General features: G+C 61.9%; 25 protein-coding genes and 1 pseudogene. 8 read left to right on the forward strand and 18 right to left on the reverse strand.

Annotated features, from left to right (window positions below):
* Nucleotides 1–27: 27 nt before the first annotated feature.
* The 6 genes from GX181_03325 to GX181_03350 all read right to left on the reverse strand — a co-directional run bounded on the left by GX181_03325 (nt 28) and on the right by GX181_03350 (nt 6,170).
* Nucleotides 28–1,503: an aminomethyl-transferring glycine dehydrogenase subunit GcvPB gene (locus tag GX181_03325; GenBank protein NLM70979.1), complete on the reverse strand. Its 1,476-nt coding sequence runs from the start codon at nt 1,501–1,503 to the stop codon at nt 28–30.
* Entirely contained in the window at nt 1,500–2,852 is a 1,353-nt protein-coding gene (locus tag GX181_03330; GenBank protein NLM70980.1) for an aminomethyl-transferring glycine dehydrogenase subunit GcvPA, read from the reverse strand. The genes GX181_03325 and GX181_03330 overlap by 4 nt, the downstream gene beginning before the upstream one ends.
* Nucleotides 2,853–2,866: 14 nt before the next feature.
* Nucleotides 2,867–3,265, reverse strand: a complete 399-nt coding sequence (gcvH, locus tag GX181_03335) for a glycine cleavage system protein GcvH (protein ID NLM70981.1) — start codon at nt 3,263–3,265, stop codon at nt 2,867–2,869.
* 44 nt (nt 3,266–3,309) lie between these two features.
* Nucleotides 3,310–4,413, reverse strand: coding sequence for a glycine cleavage system aminomethyltransferase GcvT (gene gcvT / locus GX181_03340; GenBank protein NLM70982.1), 1,104 nt, complete (start codon nt 4,411–4,413; stop codon nt 3,310–3,312).
* Nucleotides 4,410–5,423 (reverse strand): lipoate--protein ligase, encoded by a 1,014-nt coding sequence (locus tag GX181_03345; GenBank protein ID NLM70983.1) that lies wholly within the window; start codon nt 5,421–5,423, stop codon nt 4,410–4,412. Before GX181_03345 ends, gcvT begins: the two co-directional genes overlap by 4 nt.
* A 219-nt stretch (nt 5,424–5,642) precedes the next feature.
* Nucleotides 5,643–6,170 carry a transcriptional repressor gene (locus GX181_03350; protein ID NLM70984.1) on the reverse strand — a complete coding sequence of 176 codons (528 nt, stop codon included), beginning with the start codon at nt 6,168–6,170 and terminating at the stop codon, nt 5,643–5,645.
* Between the two features lie 104 nt (nt 6,171–6,274).
* Here GX181_03350 and GX181_03355 point away from each other — a divergent pair, with 104 nt between their 5' ends.
* Genes GX181_03355 through GX181_03375 form a run of 5 tightly spaced genes read left to right on the forward strand, consistent with a single transcriptional unit; the run spans nt 6,275 to nt 9,816 of the window.
* Nucleotides 6,275–6,586, forward strand: coding sequence for a DUF5320 domain-containing protein (locus GX181_03355; protein ID NLM70985.1), 312 nt, complete (start codon nt 6,275–6,277; stop codon nt 6,584–6,586).
* Nucleotides 6,586–6,948: a hypothetical protein gene (locus GX181_03360; GenBank protein ID NLM70986.1), complete on the forward strand. Its 363-nt coding sequence runs from the start codon at nt 6,586–6,588 to the stop codon at nt 6,946–6,948. Before GX181_03355 ends, GX181_03360 begins: the two co-directional genes overlap by 1 nt.
* A complete protein-coding gene (locus GX181_03365) occupies nt 6,945–7,787 on the forward strand; it encodes a 4Fe-4S binding protein (GenBank protein NLM70987.1) in 843 nt (280 codons plus the stop codon). Before GX181_03360 ends, GX181_03365 begins: the two co-directional genes overlap by 4 nt.
* The gene (locus tag GX181_03370; protein ID NLM70988.1) at nt 7,784–8,998 is read left to right on the forward strand and encodes a 4Fe-4S binding protein; all 1,215 of its coding nucleotides are present in this window, start codon (nt 7,784–7,786) and stop codon (nt 8,996–8,998) included. Before GX181_03365 ends, GX181_03370 begins: the two co-directional genes overlap by 4 nt.
* Nucleotides 8,999–9,051: 53 nt before the next feature.
* Nucleotides 9,052–9,816, forward strand: a complete 765-nt coding sequence (locus GX181_03375; protein ID NLM70989.1) for an Mrp/NBP35 family ATP-binding protein — start codon at nt 9,052–9,054, stop codon at nt 9,814–9,816.
* Nucleotides 9,817–9,918: 102 nt separating this feature from the next.
* Here the strand turns inward: GX181_03375 and GX181_03380 are convergent, their stop codons facing one another.
* Entirely contained in the window at nt 9,919–11,607 is a 1,689-nt protein-coding gene (locus GX181_03380) for an FAD-dependent oxidoreductase (protein NLM70990.1), read from the reverse strand.
* A 318-nt stretch (nt 11,608–11,925) separates the two neighbouring features.
* On the opposite strand from GX181_03380, the gene GX181_03385 reads away from it, so the two are divergent.
* Nucleotides 11,926–13,341 (forward strand): PTS transporter subunit EIIC, encoded by a 1,416-nt coding sequence (locus GX181_03385; protein ID NLM70991.1) that lies wholly within the window; start codon nt 11,926–11,928, stop codon nt 13,339–13,341.
* Nucleotides 13,342–13,369: 28 nt separating this feature from the next.
* Here GX181_03385 and GX181_03390 read toward each other — a convergent pair whose 3' ends face one another.
* The gene (locus GX181_03390; GenBank protein NLM70992.1) at nt 13,370–13,735 is read right to left on the reverse strand and encodes a hypothetical protein; all 366 of its coding nucleotides are present in this window, start codon (nt 13,733–13,735) and stop codon (nt 13,370–13,372) included.
* Between the two features lie 420 nt (nt 13,736–14,155).
* On the opposite strand from GX181_03390, the gene GX181_03395 reads away from it, so the two are divergent.
* Nucleotides 14,156–14,464, forward strand: a complete 309-nt coding sequence (locus GX181_03395; protein NLM70993.1) for a HigA family addiction module antidote protein — start codon at nt 14,156–14,158, stop codon at nt 14,462–14,464.
* Between the two features lie 159 nt (nt 14,465–14,623).
* On the opposite strand, the gene GX181_03400 is transcribed toward GX181_03395, so the two are convergent.
* The 5 genes and pseudogenes from GX181_03400 to GX181_03420 form a co-directional block, all read right to left on the reverse strand.
* On the reverse strand, nt 14,624–15,688 hold the full coding sequence (locus tag GX181_03400) for a hypothetical protein (protein NLM70994.1): 1,065 nt from the start codon (nt 15,686–15,688) through the stop codon (nt 14,624–14,626).
* Between the two features lie 14 nt (nt 15,689–15,702).
* Nucleotides 15,703–17,200: pseudogene (locus GX181_03405) on the reverse strand (MBOAT family protein).
* 88 nt (nt 17,201–17,288) lie between these two features.
* A complete protein-coding gene (locus GX181_03410; GenBank protein ID NLM70995.1) occupies nt 17,289–17,507 on the reverse strand; it encodes a DUF3343 domain-containing protein in 219 nt (72 codons plus the stop codon).
* A gap of 10 nt (nt 17,508–17,517) precedes the next feature.
* Nucleotides 17,518–18,741: a nickel pincer cofactor biosynthesis protein LarC gene (gene larC, locus GX181_03415; GenBank protein ID NLM70996.1), complete on the reverse strand. Its 1,224-nt coding sequence runs from the start codon at nt 18,739–18,741 to the stop codon at nt 17,518–17,520.
* On the reverse strand, nt 18,738–19,283 hold the full coding sequence (locus GX181_03420) for a hypothetical protein (GenBank protein ID NLM70997.1): 546 nt from the start codon (nt 19,281–19,283) through the stop codon (nt 18,738–18,740). Before GX181_03420 ends, larC begins: the two co-directional genes overlap by 4 nt.
* A gap of 187 nt (nt 19,284–19,470) precedes the next feature.
* On the opposite strand from GX181_03420, the gene GX181_03425 reads away from it, so the two are divergent.
* The gene (locus GX181_03425) at nt 19,471–20,124 is read left to right on the forward strand and encodes a ribonuclease HI family protein (protein NLM70998.1); all 654 of its coding nucleotides are present in this window, start codon (nt 19,471–19,473) and stop codon (nt 20,122–20,124) included.
* Here the strand turns inward: GX181_03425 and GX181_03430 are convergent.
* The 5 genes from GX181_03430 to GX181_03450 are packed head-to-tail and all read right to left on the reverse strand — an operon-like array spanning nt 20,121 to nt 25,536.
* Nucleotides 20,121–20,912 (reverse strand): ABC transporter ATP-binding protein, encoded by a 792-nt coding sequence (locus tag GX181_03430; GenBank protein NLM70999.1) that lies wholly within the window; start codon nt 20,910–20,912, stop codon nt 20,121–20,123. The genes GX181_03425 and GX181_03430 overlap by 4 nt on opposite strands.
* Entirely contained in the window at nt 20,909–21,709 is an 801-nt protein-coding gene (locus GX181_03435; GenBank protein NLM71000.1) for an ABC transporter ATP-binding protein, read from the reverse strand. The genes GX181_03430 and GX181_03435 overlap by 4 nt, the downstream gene beginning before the upstream one ends.
* Complete coding sequence (locus tag GX181_03440; GenBank protein ID NLM71001.1) at nt 21,706–22,884, reverse strand: ABC transporter permease; 1,179 nt, start codon at nt 22,882–22,884, stop codon at nt 21,706–21,708. The genes GX181_03435 and GX181_03440 overlap by 4 nt, the downstream gene beginning before the upstream one ends.
* Nucleotides 22,881–23,804 (reverse strand): ABC transporter permease, encoded by a 924-nt coding sequence (locus GX181_03445; GenBank protein ID NLM71002.1) that lies wholly within the window; start codon nt 23,802–23,804, stop codon nt 22,881–22,883. The genes GX181_03440 and GX181_03445 overlap by 4 nt, the downstream gene beginning before the upstream one ends.
* Nucleotides 23,805–23,859: 55 nt before the next feature.
* Entirely contained in the window at nt 23,860–25,536 is a 1,677-nt protein-coding gene (locus GX181_03450) for an ABC transporter substrate-binding protein (protein ID NLM71003.1), read from the reverse strand.
* Nucleotides 25,537–25,576 lie beyond the last annotated feature (40 nt).

Genomic DNA, 25,576 nt, shown 5'->3' on the forward strand with positions numbered 1-25,576 from the left:
CCTGGTGCATCGAACCGTGGAGCGGGCCTAATCCTCGAACTGCCAGGTGAGGATCGGGTTTCTGGCTGCCGTGGTCTCGTCCGGGCGGGATACGGGCGCGTTGAGCGGCATCTGGTGGAAGGGTTCCGCCCCCTCTGCCCTGGCCTTCGCCACTATCTGCTCCATCGCCTCGGCGAACCGGTCGAGCGTCTCCTGAGACTCGGTCTCCGTCGGCTCCACCATGAGAGCCTCCGGGACTATCAGGGGGAAGTAGACGGTCGGCGGGTGATATCCCGCGTCTATCAGGGCCTTTGCGACGTCGAGGCTGCTGACCCCGGTCTCCTGCTTCAGCGGGCCGCCGTTGAGCACGAACTCGTGCATGCAGTAGTCCTTGTGGGCCAGTGGGTAGAGGTGCGCCAGCTTAGCCGCAAGGTAGTTGGCGTTGAGCACCGCTGTCTCCGACGCATCCTTCAGTCCTTCCGCGCCCATGGTCATTATGTAGGTGTAGGCGCGCACGAGGACTCCGAAGTTTCCGAAGAAGCTGCGCACCCTTCCTATGGTCAGAGGATGCTTCTCCCTGCCCTCGAGCAGGTACTCGTCCATCTCCTCGTCGTGAGCTATCACGGGTGTCGGCAGGAAGGGGACGAGCACGTCCTTGACTCCTACCGCACCGGAGCCCGGGCCGCCGCCGCCGTGCGGCGTGCTGAAGGTCTTGTGCAGGTTGAGGTGCAGCACGTCGAAGCCCATGTCGCCGGGGCGGGCCTTGCCCATGATTGCGTTCAGGTTGGCGCCGTCGTAGTAGACGAGGCCCCCCGCCTCGTGGACCGTCTCCGTCAGCCCCAGTATGTTGCGCTCGAAGACACCGAGCGTGTTCGGGTTGGTCAGCATCAGGGCCGCGACCTTGTCGTCCATCATGGACTTGAGCGCGTCCAGATCGACCATGCCCTGGTCGTCCGAGGGCACCTCGACCGTTTCGAAGCCGGTCACGGTGGCGGACGCCGGGTTGGTACCGTGGGCCGCGTCAGGGACTACCACCTTGACCCTGTCGTGGTCGCCGCGGCTCTCGTGCCAGGCCTTGATCATCATCAGCCCGGTCTGTTCCCCGTGGGCGCCGGCCGCGGGCTGAAGGGTGAACGTGTCCATGCCTGTTATCTCGGAAAGCATCACGCCGAGATCGTACATCAGCTGCAGCGCCCCCTGGACGGTCTCGATCGGCTGCAGCGGGTGTATGCGCGTGAAGCCGGTCATACGCGCAGCCAGCTCGTTCACCTTGGGGTTGTATTTCATAGTGCATGATCCGAGGGGGTAGAAGCCCTCGTCCACCGAGTAGTTCATCCTGGAGAGGCCGGTGAAGTGGCGCACCACGTCGATCTCGGCCATCTCGGGAAGCCTCGGGGCCTCCGACCGCGCGCGCCCCTTGAGAGCGGAGGCGCAGTCTACCTCGGGCACGTCGAGCTTCGGTAGGGCGTAACCCACTCTGCCGGGTCTGCTCGTCTCGAAAAGGGTCTCCATAGTCCGCTTCATTCCTCGTCACCTCCCGCCACCGATACCATGTAGTCGATCTCGTCGCTGGTGCGGCTCTCGGTCACCGCGAGCAACCAGGCGTTTTTCAGCTCCGGGTGGAGCTCGCCAAGGTCCAATCCTCCGACGACGCCGGCGTCCAGCAACCTCTCGTTGAGGGTCGCAGGCGGCTCGTCGCAGATCAGCACCGTCTCACGAAACACGGGAGCGTCCGGGAAGGCCCGGCGGAACTTGCCGGTCTTCTCCAGCTGATCGACCGCATAGGCGGTCTTGGCGATTATCTGCTCTCCGGCCTCGCGCAGGCCCTTCGGCCCCATCAGAGACAGGTAGACGGAGGCCGCGACTATGCAGAGGTTCTGGTTGGAACAGATGTTGGAGGTCGCCTTCTCCCTGCGGATGTGCTGCTCGCGCGCCTGCAGGGTGAGCACGAAGGTGCGCCTGCCCTGGCTGTCCGTGGTCTGGCCGCAGATTCTGCCCGGCATGCGCCGCATCAGGGGCTTGTTGACGGCGAAGAAGCCGAACGCGGGCCCCCCGAAGTTCATCGGGTTGCCGACCGTCTGGCCGTCCCCTACGACTATGTCCGCGCCGAGCTTGCCCGGGGCCTCTATCGTGCCGAGGGCGAGCAGGTCGGTACAGGCTATCAGCAGGCCGCCCGCCTTGTGAAGAGAGTCGGCCAGCGGCTTTATGTCCTCCAGGACGCCGAAGAAGTTGGGCGTCTGCACCACCAGGGCAGCGACATCTCCGGCCGCGAGCGATTTCTCCAGCTCCGCTGCGTCGATCGCGCCCTTTTTGTGAGCCAGCTCGACATACTCCAGCTTCCTGCTCCAGCAGTATGTGCGCAATGTCTCCCTCGTCTGGGGATGAACGTTGTCGCCGCACAGCACCTTGCGCTTCTTCGTCGCGACGGATGCCACCACCGCGGCCTCGGCGGCCGCAGTTGCCCCGTCGTACATGGACGCGTTGGCTATCTCCATCCCGGTCAGCTCACAGACCATGGTCTGGTACTGGAAGATGGCCTGCAGGGTTCCCTGCGCCACCTCCGGCTGATAGGGGGTATAGCTGGTGGTGAACTCCCCTCGCGAGATCAGGCTGTCCACCGCGGAGGGGATGAAATGGTCATACACGCCCGCACCCAGGAAGCAGATAGCGTCGTCCATCGTCAGGTTCCAGGCGGCGAGGCTACGCAGATCGTTGATTATCTCCATCTCTGACATGGGACCCGGCAGGTCGGAGGGGGTCTTCTGGCGGACCTGCGACGGAATGCCCGAGAAGAGCTCTTCGACGCTCGCGGCGCCGATGGTCTGAAGCATCCGGCGCCTGTCGTCGTCCGTCGTCGGTATGTAGCGATTCATGTCCTTTCTCCCTTCTAAGATCCTTCCGCTTCCAGCTCCTCGAGCAGTTTAGCGTAGGCCGCCGCGTCCAGCAGCTTGTCCGCTTCGGACGGGTCGGCAACCTCAAGCTTGGCCAGCCAGTTGGCGTAGGCGTCCTGGTTGACGAGCTCCGGTGCTCCGTCAAGCTCCTCGTTGACCTCGGCCACCTTGCCGGACACGGGGCTGAAGACGTCGTTGGCGCCCTTGACCGATTCGATGACTATGAAGTCGTCCCCGGCCGCCACCTCGTCGCCGACCTCGGGCAGCTCGACGTAGACCACGTCGCCCATCGCGTTCTGGGCGTAGTCAGTGACTCCGACCGTTCCTATGTTGCCCTCGATCTTGATCCACTCGTGATCCTTGGTATAGCGAAGATCCTCCGGTATTTTCGACATTACTCATCGACCTCCCTGGTTATCGTTTTTTACGGGCCGAGGCCCTATTTTCCCCTGGCATAGTAGGGGCGCTTGATGACGACGGCCTTTTTGAGCTTGCCGCGAATGTCTATCCACAGGTTTTCTCCCTCGGCCGGCGCCGGCATCTCGACATAGCAGGACGCGATGTTGGCGTCAAGCGACGGGGCGTAGCCTCCGGACGTAACGTGGCCTATTACGCGGCCGGACTCGTCGGCGACCGGCATGTCCTGCCTGGGCACTCCCTTGTCCAGGAGCCTCGTAGGCACTACTCGGTGCTTGAGGCCCTCGTCCTTCTGACGCTTGAGCGAGTCGCGCCCTATGAAGCCGCCCGGTTTGTCCAGCTTGACGAAGAAGCCGTACCCGGCCTCCAGCGGGCCGATCTTGTCGGTGAACTCGTGACCATACAGGGGCAGACCTGCCTCGAATCGCAGACTGTCGCGAGCCCCCAGTCCGATGGGGATCAGCCCGTGCCCCTCGCCGGCCTTCATCACGACGTCCCAGATATCGGCACCCTTGTCCCAGTCGACGTAGATCTCGAATCCGTCCTCGCCCGTGTAGCCGGTCCTGCTGACTATCGCGGGAATTCCGCCGACCGACACTCCGTCGATGAAGTAAAAGAGCTTCAGCGACGCCGGGTCGAAATCGGCGATCTTCGCCATGATGGCCTCCGCCTCCGGGCCCTGCAGCGCGACCTCGGCGGTGCGGGGCGAGATGTCCTCCATGGAGACGCCGTCCGCGGGCAGGTGCGACTTGAGCCACTCCAGGTCCTTCGCGGTGTTGGCCGCGTTCACCACCAGCAGGTGCTTCGTCCGGGAGTAGCGGTAGACAAGCAGATCGTCCACCACGCCGCCGGACTCGTTGCACATGATGTTGTACTGTATCTGGTTGTCGTTCATGGCCGCGACATCGTTGGACAGCAGCGAGGAGAGCCATTCCTCCGCGCGCGGGCCCTCGACGATGACCTCCCCCATGTGGGAGACGTCGAACAGGCCGGCCTTCGACCTCACGTTCAGGTGCTCCGTCTTTATACCGGCGGACTCGTACTGCACCGGCAGCTCCCAGCCGCCGTAGTCCACCATCCTGCCTCCCGCTGCGACGTGCCTCTCGTACATCGGAGTTCTCTTCATTCGCCTTCCTCCTTTGTTCTGCCAATAGGGGCCTCTTGAAGCCAGCCCGCCACATCCTCCATCTCCGGGACGCCGGGGAAGCGCGCGCGAACCGCCTTCGCGATCTGATCCCACGAGAAGGGCAGCCCGTTCAGCGCCCCGGCAAGCGACAAAATCATCTCCCCGTCCATAGCGTCGGAGAAGACCCGTGTGCCGTCGGTCACCCCGCCCGGCGCGTCGAACCGTAAATCCACGCCCCCCCACGGGAAGCGTGTCGAAACCGAAACCGTGCATTCCGATGCCCTGCCGTAGCGCCACTCGACGCCGCTGTACTTGGCGTAAAGACGCTCGAACTCCTCCCCCTCGGGCGCGGCCTCGTCCCTGCGCACTTTTGATTGAGAATAGGTCGCCAAGAAGGACTCCTCCAGCGCATCCATCAGGGATGCGAGCTCCAGGCCCGGGCGGACGTCCGCGAGGTTGGCGACGCGCGAGGCGACGGAGCCCACTCCCTTGGACTTCAGCTTCTCCGGGTCGACGTTCAGGTAGCGGGACATCATGGACATGTCAACCGACAACAGCAAAGTGCCGTGGTGCAGCCCTCTGTCCCTTGTAATCTGCCAGGCGTTGCCCGAAAACTTGCGCCCGCCGACGGCGAGGTCGTTGCGCCCGGAGAACTCCGCGTCTATCCCGAGAGAGCGAAGCGCATCCAGCACGACACCGAGCTGGCGCTCCATGCTGTAAAACCTGCGGGGTACGATGAAGGAGAAGTTGAGGTTCCCGAGGTCGTGGTAGACCGCCCCGCCCCCGGAGGAGCGGCGCGCGAGCCTGCCGCCCTCGGCTTCCAGCAGGTCCAGCCGGCACTCGCTCCACGCGTTCTGGTTGCGCCCGATCACCACCGTGTGAGCGTTGCGCCACAGGTAGAATATGACCTCGTCGTCGGCGCATTCACCCATGAGCAGCTCCTCACGGGACAGGTTCCCCCACGGGTCGGTGTCGGGCGAGCGCACCAGTCGCGCAGTGCCTGCAGTCATCCTCTCGCCCTCCCCCTTTCTGACAATTCATATTAGCACAAGGGCGGGCGGGAGGCCAGAGCGTAAGCCTGTCATCCCGACGACCAGCGGGAGGAGGGATCTCGACCCTGGTGTCTCAAACCCGAGATCCCTCCGCGCTGCGCGCGTTCGGGACGACAAGGGTACTGTCATCCTGACGACCGAAGGGAGGAAGGATCTCAACAGCGATCCTTCAATCCTCTACCGGAAGCGTCTCATGCCTCGGCAGCGGCGGCCGTGGCAGGCGCCTCTGCGGCCTCGTGGGCCTTCCATTCTTTGATCTTCCTCGTTTGCGCACTTTTCGCACAGGCCCGACAGCGCCATGGACTGGGGAAGCAGTTCAAGCCCCGCCTCGGAGAGCCATCGCTCCAGCGTTTGTTGCTTCTCCTGCTCGCCGTCCAGTTGGAAAACCTCGCCGCACACACGACAGAATGCCGTCAGGTGAATTTTTTGCTTGGGTACGTCCAGCCTGAATTCGCCGTCGTTCAGGTATATGATGTTGACCATGCCCATCTCGCCCAACAGGTTTAGGGTGCGGTAGATGGTGGCTATTCCTATGGATGGATCCGCCTCCCGCGTCCTCTCCCAGATATCCTGGACGGACGTGGTCTTTCCCAGAAATTCGGCTATGATATGAAAGAGAGTCTCTCTCTGGGCGGTGAGGCGCAGCCCCCTGTCCCTGAGCTTACGCATGAACAAGTCCATAGAGCCGGCGGTTTCGTCTGCCATTATCCAATCCCTCCGGAAAATTTGTTTTTCCCCTTGACATGATGCCACAGAATGGTGTAGAATGCAACTGATAATTATTATCAAAGATGAAGGAGGAGATTTCTATGCCTGGAAGGGATAGAACTGGACCGCTCGGACAGGGCCCGATGACGGGTTGGGGGCGTGGATTTTGCGGCCGGGGCGCTTACGCTGGAGCCGGTTTCTTCGGCGGACGCGGGTGGCGCGGCCGGGGCTGCGGCTGGGGCTGGGGTTATGGCCGGGGGCGCGGCTGGGGTACGGGAATGCCCATGGGCGGAGTGTGGCAGGAGCCTATGAGCGAGGCTGAGGAGCGGGCGATGATGGAGCAAGAGCTCGCGATGACGGAGGCCAGGGCGAATGAACTTCGAGCCAGGCTTGGAAGGGAAGGCGACGAGTAGTGAAAAAGGCGGCTGTGGCTCTGGACGGAGGGGTTGTCTCCGAGCATTTCGGAAGGACGAGGGAGTTTCTGTTCGTCACGATAGAGGACGGCAAGGAGACGAAGCGCGAGCTTCTGGCCCCTCCGGGCGGGGAACATGTTCCCGGGCTCTTCCCCAACTGGGTGAAGAGCATGGGGGCGGATACCGTGGTCGCGGGGGGCATGGGAGCACAGGCGAAGAACCTGTTCCGGTCGTTCGGGATAGAGATCTGCACCGTCCCCCCGATGGACGCCGAAAGCGCCGTGAAGGCCCTGTTGTCCGGCTCGCTCGAGTCCGTCGATAAGGAGTGCGACCACGGGCACGGCCGCACCTGCGGAAAATGAAGATCGCCGTAGCCAGCGGCAAGGGAGGCGCGGGCAAGACCAGCATCGCGGCCTCCCTTGTTCTTGGCAGACCGGGGTCGCTGGCCATGGACCTCGATGTCGAGGAGCCCAACCTGGGGATTTTGCTAGACTTCAAAGGAGGCTCCGAGCGGCCGGTGCTTCAGCCTGTCGCCAGTCTGGACCCGGACCTGTGCTCCGGCTGCGGTCGGTGCGCCCAGGCGTGCGAGTTCGGCGCCCTTGCGTGGTTCGGCTCCGGCCTGCCGGTGATCAACGAGTTTCTCTGCCACGGCTGCGGCGTCTGCCCGCTGGTCTGCCCGACGGGGGCGATGAGCGAGCGCGACCGAGAGGTGGGCAGGATCAGGTCCGGCACCGCCGCCGGCGGGCCCTTCATCGAGGGTCGCCTGAAGGTAGGCAGCGTCAGCACGGTGCACGTAATAGAGGAGACGATGCGCGCCGCCGAGGAGTTCGGCGAGCGCTACTGGATAATGGATGGGCCTCCGGGCGTGTCTTGCCCGGCTGCGACGGTGCTGCGCGCTGCGGATGCGGCGCTGATGGTGGCCGAGCCGACTCCGTTCGGCCTGTCCGACCTGGCGAGCGTGCTGGAGGTGGCGTCGGACCTTAAGAAGCCCGCGGCCGTGGTGGTGAACAAGGCAGGGCTGGGAGAGAGGCCGCTGGACGACCTGTGCAGGCGCTTCTCCGTGGAGGTGCTTGAGAGCTTTCCGTTCAGTCGCGCCGCGGCTGCGACGGGAGCGTTGGGTAAATGTCCGTACAACACCGACGCGGACTGGGCCGCCAGGACGGAAAGGCTATGGCGAGAGATGGAGAGGGTATTCTCATGAGCCCATTCGAGATCGTGATGGTCAGCGGCAAGGGCGGGACGGGAAAGACCACTCTGACCGCGTGCTTCGCCGCGCTGGCCGAGGGGCCGCGTGTGCTGGCGGATGCGGACGTGGATGCGCCGAACCTCGGCATCATCCTGTCGCCCCGAGAGACGGAGAGCCGTCCCTTCTTCGGTATGAAGGTGGCTCACGTGGACGAGGCTCGCTGCACCGGGTGCGGCGAGTGCCTGCGCTTCTGTCGCTTCGGGTCCATCCTGATGAAGGACGGAAAGGCCGTGGTGGACCCGGGCTTCTGCGAGGGGTGCGGCGGCTGTCTGCTGGTGTGCCCGGAGGGGTGCATAGAAAAGAGGGCTTTTCAGCGGGGGGTGCTGAAACGCGGTGAGACGGACTTCGGCCCGATGTGGCACGCGCGCCTTGCGCCGGGGGGAGAGAACTCCGGCATGCTGGTGGCGTTGGTGCGCAAGGAGGCCAGGCAAGAGGCCACTGAGCTGAAAGCGCCGCTGATTCTTGTCGACGGGCCGCCCGGAGTGGGCTGCCCCGCGACGTCCTCCCTCACGGGGGCCGGGCTGGCGGTGCTGGTCGTCGAGCCGTCTCGTTCCGCCCTCGCGGATCTGCGGCGGGTGATCGACCTGTGCGGGACCCTGTCGCTGCCCTTTGGAATAGCTATAAACAGGTGGGACATATCCCCGGTGGTAACGGAGGAGATCCGCTCCGTCTGCGAAGCGGAGGGGTGGCCGATTCTCGGGGCCGTCCCGTTCGACGAGAAGATCACCCGGGCTACGAGCGACGGCCGAATCCCGGTGGAGGAGATGGGGCGACCGCTCGTGGAACTGTGGCGAGCGATTTTACAGAGAGGAAGTGCTAAAAACATGACCAAGATCAAGATAGGAATACCGTCCCTCGGGGCGGAGACGTCCAGCGCGGTCGCGGACCGTTTCGCGCGCGCTCCCTGGTTCGTAGTTGCAGACGAGAGCGGAAAGGTGCTCGAGTCCTTCGAGGGGACTGGTGCCGACGAGGCTCACGGGGCCGCGACTAAGATGCTGACGACCCTCTCGGAGAAGGGGGTCTCCGTGCTGCTGGTTCCGCGCCTCGGGCCTAATGCCATCAATTTCGCCAAGCAGGCGGGGATGAGCGCGTTCTGCGCGGAGGGGCTGACCGTCGCGGACGCATTGGCGAAGCACACGGAGGGCAAGCTCGAGAAACTTCTTTAGTGATTGGTGTAAAATAGGCGCATAAAAAACACTGAAAAGAGGCGAACCTCGTTTTGACACTACCACCAAAAAGCGACAAAAAGGGCATCAAACGAATCTACGCCGTCGGCAGCGGCAAGGGCGGCGTGGGCAAGAGCTCGGTAACGTCCCTGTTGGCTCTGGCGGAATCTCGCCAGGGCAAGAGCGTCGGCATACTGGACGCGGACATCACGGGCCCGTCCATACCCACCTTCTTCGGCCTGAAGAAGTTCCCGTTCGGCAACGCCGACGGGATAGAGCCGCCCGCGACACGCACCGGCATACGGGTCATCTCCATGAACCTGCTGCTGGACGACCCGGCCAAGCCCGTCGTCTGGCGCGGTCCGCTGCTCGGCAGCGCCGTCAGCCAGTTTTTCAACGACGTGCAGTGGGGCGATCTGGACGTGCTCTTCGTCGACCTGCCTCCAGGGACGGCCGACGCTGTGCTGACCGCGATGCAGACTATCCCGCTGGACGGTTTCCTGCTGGTGACGTCACCGCAGGAGCTGGCGTCGCTGGTGGTGCGCAAGGCCGCGAGAATGGCCGAGATGATGGACATCCCGCTGGTTGGCGTGCTGGAGAACATGAGCGAGATTCGCTGCCCTCACTGCGGCGAGCGCATAGAACTGTTCGGAGGCAGCCACTCGGCCGCACTCACGGAGGAGCTGAAGGTCCCCTTCTGGGGAAGCCTCTCCCTGGACCCGCGCCTGGCGGAGCTGGGCGACGCGGGGCGAATCGAGGAGTACGACGACTCGGCAGTCTTCTCCGTGCTGGAGAAGGGCTTGGAGGGGCTGCTGTAGAGGCCTCCTGATCATCGTCGTTCCATAACGGTCATCCCGAGCGTAGCGAGGGATCTCGGTCTGCCGGCGCTGGTCGACCGAGATCCCTCCCTTTTTGCTCCGCTACTTCAACTCGTACGGCCAGGCCATCGCGCCTCCCTCGAGGATCGCAACGTCCTCCCTGTTGTTTCCCCTGAATATCGCCACCGCGTCCCACGCGCGCGCGGAGATCTTGCAGAAGGCAACGACTTCCCTGCCCTCCGGAACCTCGGAGAGACGAGCGCGAAGCTGCCCCAGCGGGATGTTGATGAAGTCGTAGGGCAGACGCCCCTGCTGGTCCAGCTCCTGCGGGGAGCGCACATCAAGCAGAACGGGCGGTTCGCTCTCCTCCATGCGGGCCTTGAGCTCGACAGGGGAGTAGGTCTTCACCAGGCCATCCATCTTGTTCCTGAGGGTATTGGCCGCGTGGGTGGTCGGATCGAGAGCGGTTGCGAAGGGCGGCGCGTAGGCGAAGTCAGCGTCGGCCAGCATGTCCACCGTCATGCCGGAGGAGATGCCCGCGACGATGGAGTCCAGCCTCTTGTCGATCACGCCGTTGCCCATGAACTGGGCGCCTATCACTAATCGCGACCTCCTGTCGGCGACGAGGCGTATGGTCATATCACCCATCCCCGGCATGAAGTGCGGGCGATCCGGCTCCTCCACGATCACGCTGACCGGGTCGAAACCGGCGGCGCGCGCCTGCTCCTCGTTGAGTCCCGTCTTGCCGATGGTCAGGTGAAACAGCTTCAAAATGGCGGTGCCGATGACCCCGGCGAAGCGCGAGGGTAGCCCGGCGATGTTGTCGGCAATCACACGGCCCTGGCGGTTCGCGGTGGAGCCCATAGGCTGCCAGACGGACTTCTCCGTCAGGATGTTCTTGGACTGGACGCAGTCACCCCCCGCGAAGATGAACGGATCACTGGTGCGAAGGCACTCGTCGACCACGATGGTTCCGTTGGCGTGTAGCTCCAACCCAGCCTCTTTGGCAAGAACCGTGTTGGGACGGATCCCGACCGCCATCAGCACCATATCGGCCGGCAGCTCTCGCTTGTCGGTCTTGACGGCCTTGACTACGCCGCCCTCTCCGATTATCTCTACGACCTTCTCGCCGCCGTAGAAGCCCACGCCCTTCTGCTTCAGCACCTTTGCTACCCTAAGGCCGAAGTCCTCGCCTATAAGCGCCGGCAGCGGTGTTGGCTGAATATCGGCCACCGAGACCGAGATGCCTCTGTCGGCCAGCGCCTCCACGACCTCCATGCCGATCAGGCCGCCGCCGATGATCACAGCCGACTTGACGCTGCCCGCATCGATCGCGGACTTCATCGCCATCGCGTCCGGCATCGTCCACAGGGTGAACACCCGGTTCAGGTCCACGCCGGGGATCGGGGGGCGGATGGGCGACGCCCCGGTGGCCAGCACGAGTTCATCGTAGGGGAAGAGGCACTCCTCGCCGGTACCCGTGTTCGTCGCCTTGACCACCTTGTGCTCCTTGTCGATGCGCGTTGCCAGGCAGGATGTGTGAACGGTCACGTTCTTCACGTTGCGGAAAAAGTTGGCGTCGCGCACTATGCCCAGCGGAGTGCAGACCAGGTCCTTGTACTCCTTCACCACGTCGCCCACGAAATAGGGAAAGCCGCACCCGGCGACGCTGAGGTGCTCTCCCCGCTCCAGTATCGTGATCTCGTATTCGGGCGCCAGCCGCGCCAGCCTGGCGGCCGCCTTCGCGCCGCACGCCACCCCTCCTATAATCAGGACCTTCTTCTTGCTCATCTTAATAATCGCCTGCCTTTTAGGGAGTCCGCGGCCGTAAAGTGCGATGTGGTATAGATCATCGCCGCAGCGTGTTGTACCCCCCTATGGTATTGCAAGAAAAGCGATTTGTCTATACCGGTCTTGTGTCATAATAGCCACGTCCAGTATCATGAACATCGTCGATCCATGAGGCCAATTCTTACGCGACCGAAGTGGAGGGAGAGATAGAGGCCCGCTTCGGCGCCTCAAGCATCATAACGACTCATCTTGAGCCGAATTGAGAGCGGCGGCCTGTCTCCGAGACTGCCGGCTGAAGGAGTGTGCGACCGTATGGAAATGAACGCGGCGTATGTCGGAAGGATCCTGGAGCTTCTAGGCGGGAGGGAGAATGTCTGCTCGGTTGCGAACTGCATGACTCGACTTCGTATTCGGCTGAAGGACGCCTCGAGGACGGACGTGGCCGGTCTGAAGGCTCTGGAGGGCGTTCTGGGCGTGGTCGAGGGGGAGACTCTTCAGGTCGTCGTCGGACCGGGAAGGGCGAAGAGGGTCGCGGATATCCTCGTCGGGGAGTTCGGAGTCGCGTGCGGCGGCGCGGCCGTCGGCGACCGGGTGGAGAAGAAGAGGGACGCCAGGCGGGAAGTTAAGAGAGGGCCTTTCAAGACTGCCCTGGAGACTATCGCCGCCATCTTCGTCCCGCTCATCCCGGCGATCATCGCGTCCGGCATCTTCAACGGGCTGGGCGGCCTCCTCGACACAATGCTGAAACAGCAGCTGGTCGCGGGCGCGGGCTGGGAGTTCGGTCGGTCCATCTGCCAGCTCGTCGGAGCCTCTTTCCTAGGCTACTTCGCCATATTCACCGGAGTAAACGCGGCCAGGTGCTTCGGCGCGACGGAGGCGCTGGGCGGCATGACCGGCGCAATGACAGCGGGGGCCCAGATCAACGAGATCTCGCAACTGCTCGGACTTTTCGACCCGGACGTACCGCTCAACTCCATCCTCACCACGGGCAAGGGCGGCGTCATCGGAGTGATACTTGGCGTGTATATTCTTGCCAAGGTGGAGAAGCGTTTGCGAAAGATGGTCCCCAACGTGCTCGACCTGATTCTGACACCGCTTGTCGCGCTTCTCGTCGTCGCGCTGGGCATGGTCTTCGTCGTGATGCCCGTCTCTGGCTACTTCTCGGACTGGCTGGTCGACGCTCTCTCCCTTATCATCAACTCCGGAAGCGCGGCTGTGAGCATAGTCTCGGGCTACGTTCTCGCCGCTCTCTTCCTCCCGATGGTGCTACTGGGGCTGCACCACGGCTTGATCCCCATCTACGCCATCCAGCTTCAGACCTTCGGGGGTGTCTCGTTGTTTCCGGTGCTGGCGATGTCCGGGGGAGGGCAGGTCGGAGCGGCGGCCGCCATCTGGCTGAAGGCGCGAAACACAAAAAACTCCCGAATCCGGAGCGTGATAGCCGGAGCGCTTCCGGCGGGCTTGCTAGGAATCGGAGAGCCTCTTATCTACGGCGTCACGCTTCCAATGGGGAAACCGTTCATAACCGCCGGTCTGGGCGCCGGGTTCGGCGGAGCGTACGTCATGGCGACCGGCGTGATGGCCACGTCGTGGGGGCCGTCCGGGCTGCTGGCGCTTCCCATGATGCAGCCGGGCAGCATGCTGAACTACCTCGCGGGGATTCTGATCTCCTACGTCGGAGGCTTCCTTATAACCTGGATCTTCGTGAAGGAGTCCGATGTGGCCGGTGCGTAGACAGGGCGCGGTCGGAAGGAGGGTTGTGTCAAGAGCCTTTCGCAAAAGTCGAATTCAGACAGTAGCACCTTGAAAATCGGCTCTGCTGTAGCTTACCCATGATATGTGTCAGCTGAGAGAGCGCGTACCGAAGCCGGGCCGCAACAAGCACCAATGCCGCTTTGCTGTCCGGAAAGCTCCCTACTACGTTGGTTTTTCTCCGGATCTCCCTGTTCAAACGCTCAAGAGCGCTTTCCCGTGACTCCTGGGAGAAGATCGCACGAAGCATTCGACCGACTTCTTCCGTCTTGTCCTTGGGAACGTCCTTCAGCGCGTTGCATTCGAAGTGGACGACACACTGCTGCCAGGTTGCTCCGGTAAACCGAGTGTCACATTGTTTCGGTTCAAACCCTATCCACTCAAAATCAGAAGGAGCCTCTTGAAGAGCTTTTTAATGGCGGGGAAACCGGATTTCGACTTCCCAAGGAATATTTGGAATCCCTTGTGTCCCACTGGACGTAAGAAGGAACCTTGTAAAACATCAGCTTGTGCCTAACAGATCGACTTCCTTCTTTGCGAACTACCGAGAATTCCTCGGTAGTTGCCTCCTGAATCAATTCGCCTTCTTCATAGATGTTTTTCAGGTGAAGGGAGATATTGTCCACAGAGCACTGAAACAACCGAGCCATATCTACCTGCGTCATCCACAGAGTTTCGTTGACCAGGCGAACATCTACTTTTGTCAGCCCGTCATCGGTGGCGTATCTGTTTTCGTTGGTCGGAAGGAGTCGCGTACGACGTTGAGCTCGTCGATTATCATTAAGGAGTGTGCAGTATGAAAAAACTCGATCCCGTGACGCCGGGGGAGCTTCTGCTCGAGGAGTTTCTGCAACCGATGGGAATCAGCCGATACCGTCTTGCCAGAGAGATTGGAGTTCCCCCGCAGCGCATCGGGGAGATCGTCGCCGGGAAACGCTCGGTGACAGCGGACACCGACTTAAGGCTGTGCAGGTTTTTCGGGCTGTCCAACGGCTATTGGCTGCGCGCCCAGGCCGCGTACGATACCGAAGTCGCAGAAAGAACGCTGGCCCCTGTACTGCAAAAGATCAGACCCTGGGCGGAGCGTTCGGCGCAGAGGGCTTAGACCCGAGGACGGCGCGGGCTTCCTTTTCGGGACAACAGGCATAAAAACACAGAGCGGGCGGAGCCGTTTCGAGGCCCCGGCCGCTCTTCAATCCGTCCGAAGGGCGCGCGAACACTTGTGTGGTTCCGAACGGGCGTTCCTTTACCTCGTTCAGGTTGTTCAATCGCCGTCTTGTCCCGTCAGATTGTCGCGGAGGAAGACCAGGTGTTCCTCCAGGTTTTCTGGCGTCACTCTCACACCGAATTCCTCGAACTCGTCGTCGATCGGCAGACCGTAAATTCTACGAATTATCGCCCTGCACACCAACGGCGAGTAGTGATGGGCATCCTTGTAGTTAAAATTATTCATGGTCACATCATTGTGGTACATGAAATTCCAGACCTCGCCGAAGACCTCAACCACCCCGGAGATCCACCTTGTGTAATCATCCAGCCTCCCTTCCTCGATTAATAGCCGGAGCAGGTTAGAGCTGACTGGAGTGGTGAATACGATGAACCTCGTGTCCGGGAAGGCTTCTTTCAGCTCGGTGAATGTCGGCCTGAGATCGAGGTATTCGTAGGTTTTGCCGTAGACCTGTTCTCGATATCTAGCTACGTCTGAGGCAACAGAGTTGAGAATAGCATTTTCTGGTCTAGGAATGGGCATTTGTCGTCCGAATATTTTTCTATTACCTCGTTCGTATGCGTCAAGGAGGTCTCTCGTTATAAGATCCCGCTTGATGTTAGAGAGTGAGCGACGAAGAAGAGACATGCTGAACAGAGTTCTATATCGATAGCCGGGCAGAGCCGCGTTTTTTACGTATTCCTCTGGATGAGAGAAGCTCCCGGGGTTTGCTCCGTTCGTTTCGGCAAAACTTAGCCCCAATACCATGGTTATGATGGGTTTTGTGTCCCCCTCAGAAATAAACCGAAGGTACGGCAGGAATTCCGACGACCTCATGCTACTGGTCGAGAAATTAAAGGCATTTCCCGGAACATCTCTTGGGTCAGTATAAGTTACTCGGCTGTTGCCCAAGATTAACGTGTCGTAAGCGTGATTATTGAACGTCAGAAAATTAGTCTTTTGCTGTCGTTCGTCAAAACCGGTCTGATAGCGCCCTATCAGAATCTCATGATCGAAGCACCAGTAGGGGTCCACCATGTAGTTCAATAGGGGGACCGGTACTATGAGAATTACGGCAGCTATGAATATCTGCAAGATCCTCTTCCTGTAAAAGTTCTTCATCCCCCTGGCCCCCATCAGAATTGAAAATACAGGAACTCGGAAATCCGGTCCAGCGAGCAGACGCTCATCGCCAAGATCAATCCTAAAAACATGGCGTGTGCGAGCGTGAGCTTGTTTCGTCTGAAGCGGCTTTGCGTCCATTCGAAGCTGTTGGGCAGAGAGATCACCACCAGGGTGCAGGCGGCAAGCACGAGCACCTGCCACTTGCCCGCGACCAGTGCCCACGTGTTCGGCCATTCGATTTTGACGCCCATTGAGAGGAGGGAATCGCGAAGCCACGGAAACGGCGCCCAGTGCGGAGGTAGAATTGTTCCGTTAAGGCCGACCATGCCGGAGAGTATCTCCCACGACCGGGCGAATGACGTGGACCTAAAGAAGACCCACGCGAAGACGACTGAGAGGAAGGTGGTCAGCCAGTATATTGGAACAAGTATACGGGGGGGGGGTAATCTTCAAAGTGGAAACCATCCTTCTGTAGGTATGGTTGATCACCAGGTAAATTCCGTGAAGCCCGCCCCACACGACGAAGTTCCAGGATGCCCCGTGCCATAGCCCCCCGAGCAGCATGGTGATCATGATGTTGATGTTTCTGCGCACCTTGCCGCAGCGATTCCCGCCGAGAGGGATGTAGAGGTAGTCGCGCAGGAAGGATGAGAGGGTGATGTGCCATCGGCGCCAGAAGTCGCTTATCGACAGAGCCTTGTAGGGGGAGTTGAAGTTGATGGCCAATTCGATGTTGAACAGCCGGCCGAGCCCCACAGCCATGTCCGAGTAGCCGGAGAAGTCGAAGTAGATTTGAAAGGTATAGGATAGAACTCCCCCCCACGCCTCTACCAGGGTCAATGTGTCGCCCGAGTCAAACACAGCCGCGACCCAGGGTGAGAGTGTGTCGGCTATCACGACCTTTTTGAAGAGCCCGAGCGCGAGGAGGGCTATCCCAATGGCAGTGTTGCGGTAGCTCATGCCGAAGGTGCGCAGCCGTCCGAACTGGGGAAGTATATCCTCGTAGCGGACTATGGGCCCCGCTATGAGCTGGGGAAAGAAGGTGACGAAGAGTGCGTACTGGGTGAACACGTGTTCTTTGGCGAGCCCCTTGGAGCAGTCGATCAAGTAGGCGATCTGCTGAAATGTGAAAAAGGAGATGCCAAGCGGCAGGAATATGTCCCGCGCGACCCACTCTCTTCCGAAAATCCAGGCGATGTTCGAGATCATGAAATTCGCGTACTTGAAGTAGGCGATCAGCAGGAGGTTCACCGCTACTCCGCTATAAAGCCATATGTCCCTGCGACGGCCGGAAGATCGCTCGATCAGCCGCCCCCAAGAGTAGTTGAACAGGATGGAGAAGAGGATGAGGAAGAAAAAAGGCGGATTCCAGTAGGAGTAGAAAACGAACGAAGCTACCAGCAGGACAGCCAAAGCGACGTCGATCACACGCGCCCTGCAGGCCAGCCGGAAGAGAATCCAGGTTATGGGCAGAAAGACAAACAGGAACTCGAATGAGTTGAATAACAGTTCAATTAGCCTCCACTTCTCTTGGTCTGCAACGGCTCGTTATGCTCATTGCGGAGAGAAAAGCCAACAAGCACGAGATCCCTCCCCGTCACTCCATGCGGTGGAAGGAGGTGGTCTCGATGCGCTCGGACTCGCACAGGGCGCGGACACGTTCCTCCTCCTCGCAGGGGAAGTCGCAGGCCAGGCCACAGCTTGCGGAGATGCTGCGCGGCACGGGGACTATCTTCGCCTTAATCCCGTGTTTGCGGCATACCCGCTCGAACAGGACGGCCATGCTGGTTATCTCGAACGTCGCCAGGCAGCGCATACCGTTATCTTTATTCGTCGCCGTACTCGGCTAGAAGCAGCTCGCGCATATCGGACAGGGGTATGTTTTGCTCGGCGGACATGCGGCTCACGTCCTCGTACTCCGGGTTGACCCGGGTTCCGTCGCCGGTGCGGGCGATCTTGTAGCGGGCCCTGCCCCATTTCGTCTCCCTCTCGACGACCTCCGCGTTCGCCTTGAGCCTCCGAACCGTGTGCATCCGCACTCCCAGAGTGGTGGTCTCTCGGATGATCAGCCGGGCGAACTTCTCCTCCGACCCGAGGTTGCACAGGCAACCAAGAGTCGTCGCCGGACGGCCCTTCTTCATGAGGATGGGGGTCGCCCAAGCGTCCAGGGCGCCCTCGGCCATCAGCCTCTCGATCACGGGGGAGTAGTACTGAGGGTTCATGTCGTCGATGTTGGTCTCGATTATTACCCCTGAGTCGCGAAGGAAGCCGTCCTCGGCGGTCTCGTCCGCCTCAAGCAGCATCACTCGCAGGACGTTGGGTATGTCGCTCTCCCTGTCGCCCGCTCCCTTGCCGCTTGCGAGCAGCTTTCCGTTCGGGATGGGGCCGAACGACTCGGCCAGCATTCGGACCAGCAGAGCTCCCGTCGGAGTGACCCTCTCCATGGGGCCTCCCTCGACCCTGACCGGCAGGCCTTCGAGCAGCTCCGCTGTGGCGGGAGCCGGTACGGGAAGAATCCCGTGGGCGCACTTTATCGTGCCGTGCCCTACGTTCAGCGGCGACGAGACGACCCTGTCGACCTCTGCCATCTCCAGCAAGACGAAGGCGCCGATTATGTCCACTATGGAGTCGATGGCGCCGACCTCGTGGAAGTGTACCTCCTCGGGGGGCATGCCGTGCACCTTGCCTTCGGCCTCGGCCAGCAGGCGAAACGCCTTGACACTGCGTTCCTTCACCTGGAGCGACAACGGGCTTGCGTCGATTATCGCGAGTATGTCTGACAAACCTCTGTGAGGGTGGTCCTCGAAGGACGCAACATTAACCTTGGCCGCCGCGATCCCTCCCCGCGAGGTGCGGGCTACGGTTATCGACGGGTGCTTCCGCGGGCCCTCGCCGTGGTGGTGAGAATGATGGCCATGTCCTTGCGGAAAGAGCACTAGCTCCCGCATTGTCCGAAGGAACTCGGCCTCGTCCAGTCCAAGGTCCAGCATAGCGCCTAGGAACATGTCCCCCGCGATGCCGGCGAAGCAGTCGAGGTAGAGCGTTCTCATTCGACGACCTCCAACTCCATGTCCTTGGTGCACTGCTTCCCGGAGGTATTGTCCACCACTACCCACGATAGCACATGCTTGCCTACCGGCCACTCGGACAGGTCCAGGATGACGGTGAACCACACGTCGCGGACGCGGCTCTTCAGGATGTGCTCGTGGCTGATGATGCCCTTGTCCTCCGCCACGACCTTTCCCTTGTCGTCCTTTACGAGCAGGTCGAGGGAGAGGCTGATATGATATTGGTCGTCCTTGATTCCCAGCTTGAAGTTGTCCACCTCGAGGTAGACCGTCGGCTTGTCGGCCTTCTTGAAGACGCTGGTTTCCTCCTCGGTGTAGAGTCCGTATCCCCGCACCTCCTTGACGAAAAGGCCTTTTAGGAAGACTATTTCATCGGGGTTTTGCCCGGCGGCGGACTCGCCCGCTTGGGCGGCGGCCGTGCAGACGAGGACGGCGGCGAGGATTATGAGAATATGTTTGATAAACGGCGTGCTTCCCGTGGAAGCGCAGCCCCTCCGAGTTGAAAGGAACGGCGATAGTGTCACAGTATGCAGCCCCCTTGAAAAAGAAGTTTTGATCTCCAAGGCATTATATAGGCTTTTTCATCCTCGGGCTAGGGAATTTTACGGTTTTCCGGGAGAAAAGACCTTTTTGTTGAGCCGAAATACCCGTTTCATCAAATGCAAAGGTCACGATATTGCAGGGACCTCACGACAGGCGAGGAGAGTGCGCATGAAGATAGGCTATTCGGAAGAACTGCTTTTTCTTGAAGACGAGACCGATTGTATCGGCTCGGACGGACGCATCCGCGGATTCTTCGACGGGGCGTCGCGAGGAAACCCGGGCGACGCCGGTGCGGGGGCTCTGCTGGTCGATGCGTTGGGCGAGGTGATCTGGAGCTGCGCCAGGCCGCTGGGGAGGAGGACGAACAACGAGGCGGAGTACGATGCCCTGATCATCCTGCTGGAGGAGATCCGCGAGCGGGGGCTGAGGTCGGTCGCTATAAGCGGGGACAGCAGCCTGGTTGTCAAGCAGGTCACAGGCGCGTGGAAGATAAAAGAACCTCGCCTCAGGCCGCTTGCCGAGCGGGCGCTGGAACTGCTGACGGAGACAGAAAGCTCCCTGTCGTGGGTCCCGAGGGAGGAGAACAGGGAGGCTGACAGACTCTCCAACCAGGCCATCGATGGAGAGAAGCGAAGTCGAGCGACCGACGCTTCTCCTTTTCCGGCAGAGAGGTTGGAGCATGTAGCCGGAGGAATTTACATAGCCCACGGAAGCGAGGACTACGCTGTGGATCTCGTCCACGGGGCCTGTACCTGTCCGTCGTTTCAGCACAGGAGATGCTGCAAGCATCTGGACGCCGCCAGGAGGCTTGCCGAGGGTTAAAACCGGTCCTTCAGCAGCGGGGTGAGCCTCGGCAGGGCCGAGGCGAGCGCACGGGTGTAGGAATGTCGCGGCGAGTCGAGAAATCCCGCCGTGGAACCCTCCTCTACGAGGACTCCCTTGTGCAGTACAATCCCCCTGGCGGCGGCCCTTCGCGCCAGGAAGAGATCGTGCGTTACGAAGATCATGGACATGCCCGCCCTCTGCCTCTCGCCGAGTATCTCCAGGATCTCACCCCTGGTCGACGCGTCCTGCATGCTGGTGGGCTCGTCGCACAGAAGAAGCTCCGGCTCCAGGACGAGCGCCCTCGCCAGTGCGACCCTCTGGCGCTGCCCTCCGGAGAGGGACAGGCGCACCTTAGACGACATCAGCTCGGTTCCGAGGCCGAGCTCCTCCAGGAGCGACCTGGCGCGTCTCTCGCCCTCCCGCCTCTCTCCCCGGCCCTTTACGATGAGCCACGGCTCCATGACCGCCTCCAGCACGGTGAGCGAAGGAGGCAGAGCGCCGTAGGGGTCCTGCGGGACCACCGAACAGCGCTGCCTCAGCCCGGTCAGCCTCTCGCCGTGTGCGCTCCGCAGGTCGACGCCGAAGAGGGAGACGCTGCCCGAGTCGGGCTCGACGTGCGCCGAGATGCACCTGAGAAGGGTGGTCTTGCCGCTGCCGGACTCGCCTATTACCGAAAGGCTTTCCCCACGCTCCAGTTTGAACGAGGCACCGTCAAGGGCCCTGACCCGCCCTCTGCCGCCGGGGCGGAGGAAGTCCACGACGAGGCCGTCCACCTCGAGGATCATCGCTCTCCCTCCCTCTCAAGATCGAGCAGGGCATTCACCAGCTCGGCGGAATGCTCGCTTTTCGGGCGGGCGACTATCTCCCCCGGGGTTCCCTCCTCGGCCAGTTCCCCATCCTTCATAATCAGCAGGCGCGAGCAGGCGGACGCCGCCAGCGGCAGATCGTGAGAGACCAGCAGCATTCCAACCCCGCTTGACTCCACCAGCCCCTTCAGCTCGTCTATGATCGCCTTTTGCGTGACCACGTCAAGCGCGGTGGTAGGTTCGTCGCACAGCAGCCAGTCCGGGTCGCACGCCAGTGCCAGGGCGATGGCGGCCCTCTGCTTCTGTCCCCCCGAGAGCTCGTGGGGATAGCGGTCCGCGCAGGAGGGGTCCAAGCCCGCAGAGGCGAACAGCCTCTCCGTCCTCTCACTCGCCGCTTGCCCCGTCATCCCCAGGTGGATGTCAAGCACCTCCTCCACGTGAGCGCCGACGGTGATCACGGGCGTGAAGGAGTTCATCGCGCCCTGCGGGACGATGGCGATCCTGCGCCAGCGCAGTTCGTTCAGCTCGTCCTCGTTTAATGAGAGCAGGTTCGTTCCGTCGAGCAGTATCTCGCCGCCGACCCTGGTGCCCGCGGGCAATAGCCCCGGTATCGACATCAGCACGGTGCTCTTGCCGCTTCCCGACTCGCCCGCCAACGCGCAGAGCTCGCCCTTTCTCAACGTCAGAGAGAGCCCCCTGACCGCCTCCGTCTCGCTCCCCGCACCCCGGTCGGTCGCTCGCGTGTAGGTCACCGACAGGTCTCTTATCTCGATCATCTCCGAGCCCCCCTCAGCCTCGGGTCCACCCTCTCCTCCAGGTGCTTGCCCAAATCCTGGAAGGCAAGGCAGAGCAGGGTTATTCCAAGCCCCGGAGGCAGCAGCAGCCACCATGCCCCGGCGGTGAAGGCCCCGAAGGAGTGGGCCTCGTGAAGCATCCTTCCCCAGGAGATCACGCGCGGGTCGGAAAGCCCGAGGAAGGAGAGCCCCGCCTCTGACAGGATCGCGCCAGGCACCCCGAGAGTCATGGTCGCCAGCAGCACCGGGAATGTCTCCGGCAGCAGATGCCTTCGCAGAATGTACCCGGAGCGCGCCCCCAGCCCGCGCAGCCCTTCGATATATGGCGCGTCCCTCAGGGAGAGGATCAGCGAGCGAACAGTCCGGGCCGTGCTCATCCATGAGAAGACGGAGAGTATCAGCACCAGCTGCCACAGTCCCTTGCCCCACATGGCCGCCAGCGCCATCAGCACGGGCAGCAGAGGTATCGACAGCAGAAGGTCCACGAGCCTCATCGCCAGCACATCGGTCCATCCGCCGAGGTAGCCCGCGGCCAGCCCGACCGACGTCCCGAGGAAGGTAGCCAGAAGCGCCGCGAACAGGCCCACGATGAGGGAGACGCGCACCCCGGCGGTGAAGAGCGCGGCGACGTCCCTTCCCCTCTGGTCGGTCCCCAGAAGCCCCCACCTTCCGCCCTCCAGCCTGATAGTCACCGAGCCATCGAAATCCCCGGCGCCCGAGACAGAGATGAGGTACTCTCCGCGCCGGTCGAACAGGGAGGCAGCGGCGTCCTTGAAGGGGGGCAGCCCAAGCGAGCGCTTGAAGGCTATGTCGCGGCCGTCGGCCCTGAAGCCTCCCGTCAGGGGGGCGAGCTGAAGGGGCGGCTCTCCCGGCTTTACGATCTCCACGAAGAGCCCTGTGTCGCCGGCCGAGTCGTCGACTGCGATCGAAAGACCCGAGGGCGGGGAGTAGCGCCAGTCGAGCGATAGCTCGGGCGTGTCGCGGTTCAGAGTCAGGCTGGTGGTGGGGGGCTGATCCCGGCTCAGCCACAGAGGCTTGCAGAAGGGGGAGGCCACCGGCTGGCCTGGCCGGTGGTCGAACAGACTCTCGCCGAAAAGGGCCAGGACGGTGAGGGCCAGGAGGCACCAGAAGCTCCATCTGCGAATAAGGCCGGTCATCGGGCGCTCCTCTCCATGCGCACTCTCGGGTCCGTGATGGGATAGAGAAGGTCGGCCAGGAGGTTGCAGGCCACGGTCAGCAGCGACAGCAGGAAGAAGGAGGCGCCCGCGGCGGGGTAGTCGTGCCCCGTGACGGCCTCCAGCAGAAAGCGACCCACTCCGTGCAGGGAGAAGACCGTCTCCGTGAGCACAGCGCCGGAGACTACGCCCGGCAGGGATAGAAGCAGCAGGGTCAGCAGCGTAGGCAGCATGGTCCTGAATACGTGCCCGAACAGGATTTTCCGGGCTGGAAGGCCCCTGGCCCGGGCCATCAGTACGAAGTCCTCGCCCATAACCTTCACAGCCAGGTTGCGGACGTAGATGGCCCAGCCGCCGAAGCCGAGCAGGGTCAGGGAGAGCACGGGAAGCGCCATGTGCCGCGCGTAGTCAAGCGTCAGAGCTGCCAAACCGGCGGGGGGCGGAACGGAGAGGGTCCCCCGCAGCGGGAAGACGGGGATCATGGAGGCGAAGGCCATCAGCAGAAGCAGCTGCAGGAAGAAGGAGGGAAAGGAGAAGGAGAGTGCGCCGCTCCACAGCACGCACTTCTCAAGAAAACTCCCCCTGCGGAGAGCCGCCTTCATGCCTAGCCACGTGCCTATCGCCGCGGACAGAAGCAGGCTGCTTCCCAGCAGGGCGGCGGTATTGGGCACGCGGGAGCGAAGCTCGTCCGCCACCGGCCTGCCCGTCAGGAAGGAGACTCCGAAGTCGAACGACAGTGTGGACTTCACGTACAGCAGGAACTGGGTCGGCAGAGGCGTGTCAAGGCCGTATAGCTTCCGGAGCTGCTCCTTTGCCTCGGGGGAGAACGACGGGTCCATGACCGAGGCGACAGGGTCGCCCGGCATGATGCGGAAGAGCAGAAAGTTGAGCGCCAGCACCATGACGAGGACCAGCGCCGCTCCACTCAGCCTCCGAACCCAGTAGCCCACCTTGGCATCACCGCCCGCCCAGCCAGAAATCCTCGTTGGAGGTCAGGTGAACGTACTCCCCCGGCTTGTACTCACGAAGGATGAACGGCCCGGAGCCGATCATCCGGGTGAGGGAGTAGTCCTCCTCGTGCTTAACCGACGCGGGGAGCCAGCTTCTCCAGTCGTCCACCTTCTCCACTATGTGCCTCGGCAGGACCGGGAGTCCGCCTATCCTGTGCAGATGCCAGAAGCTGACGTTCTTCATCGTCACTACCAGGGTGAGGTCGTCCGGCACCTCAACTCTCTCGATGTTGTCAACGTTATCGAAGTAACGTGGTGGCTTGTTCTCCCGCAGAAACTCGTAGGTATATGCCGCGTCGCGAGCGGTCAGCGGGTGTCCGTCGTGCCATTTGACTCCCTCGCGCAGGTGGAAGGTCAGCGTCGTGTGGTGACCGTTGCCCTCGTCCTCCGTGGTGACGGTCCACGAGGTCGCCAGCCAAGGGATGGTCTCCAGGGTGTATGGATCGACTGCGATAAGGGCATCGTAGACCAGGCTCATCACCTGCCAGTCGTAGGCGGAGCTGGATGTGAACGGGTTGAGTGCCCTTGGTTCTTCCTCCTGCACCAGGTAGAGGGGGCGCATAGGGCCGGACGCCGGCTTCATCGAGAGCAAGCTCCAGATGTTGTCCGCGGTCGTCCTGTCCGTCACCAGGAAGTCCTTCCAGTCGCGCCTGACTGCGGAGACAGAGTATCTGCTGTAGATCGGAGCGACGGGGGCAAGGTCGACGAGGAGCCTCTGAGCGTCTGAGGCCGCGTCCAGCGCCGTGGTCGCGTCCGGGGCGAAGCGGAGGCGGTCCAGCTCCCTGTCGAGTTCCGGGTCCGAGATGCCGGGGATGTTGTGCCCTCCCGGAATGTCCAGCTTCGAGGAGTAGAGGGAGTACAGCGAGTCCGGGTCGCGCGTCATCTGCCACGCAAGCACGTAGAGCTGAAAGTCACGCTCGTCCAGCCGCGACAGCATGGCGGAGAAGTCCATCGGCTCCGTGCTTACCGGTATGCCGATAGCGGTCAGCGCCTCGGCGGCCCTCACAGCCAGCTCCGCTGTGGTCGGGACGACAGCCGCGGTCGGGGAAAGTATCTTCTGGGGAGGAATCTTTCTTCCGTCGGGGGAGATCAGGACGCCGTCCGTGTCAAGGGTCCATCCAGCCTCGGCCAGTGCGGTTCGCGCTGCGTCGGGGTCGTACGGCCAGCCTTTGATCGTAGGGTCGAAGTAGGGAGATATGGGTGGAAGGAAGGTGGACAGAGGCTCGGCGTAACCTGCGAAGAGGTCTCGCACGATCTGCTCGCGTGGCAGCGCCTGCCACGCCGCCCGGCGAAGCTCGACCCGGTCCCACGGAAACTCCCTGTTATTGAAGCCCAGGAAGAAGCCGTGAAAGCCCGCCGCAAGGGAGAGGTCCACGTTGGTGTCGTCGGCGAGAGTATCTACGTCCACCGGCCTGTGAAGGTTGCCGAGGATGTCGACCTGCCCGTTTCGGAGCGCCATTATCTGCGCGTCCGGGTCCCTGATTATCACCAGGTAGAGGTCCTTTATCTTCGGTGCGGAGTAGCTCTTCGGGTCGAAGTCCGAGTAAGACCATCCGGGATGGGGCGACAGAACAGAGAAGAGAAGCACGGCGAGTGCGAGAGCGCTCAGGAAATGTCTTTTCATAATGTGTCACGTCCTTTTGTATTATGAATGCCGAATAAAG

The organism is Synergistaceae bacterium (assembly GCA_012521675.1).
GTDB lineage: Bacteria > Synergistota > Synergistia > Synergistales > Aminobacteriaceae > JAAYLU01.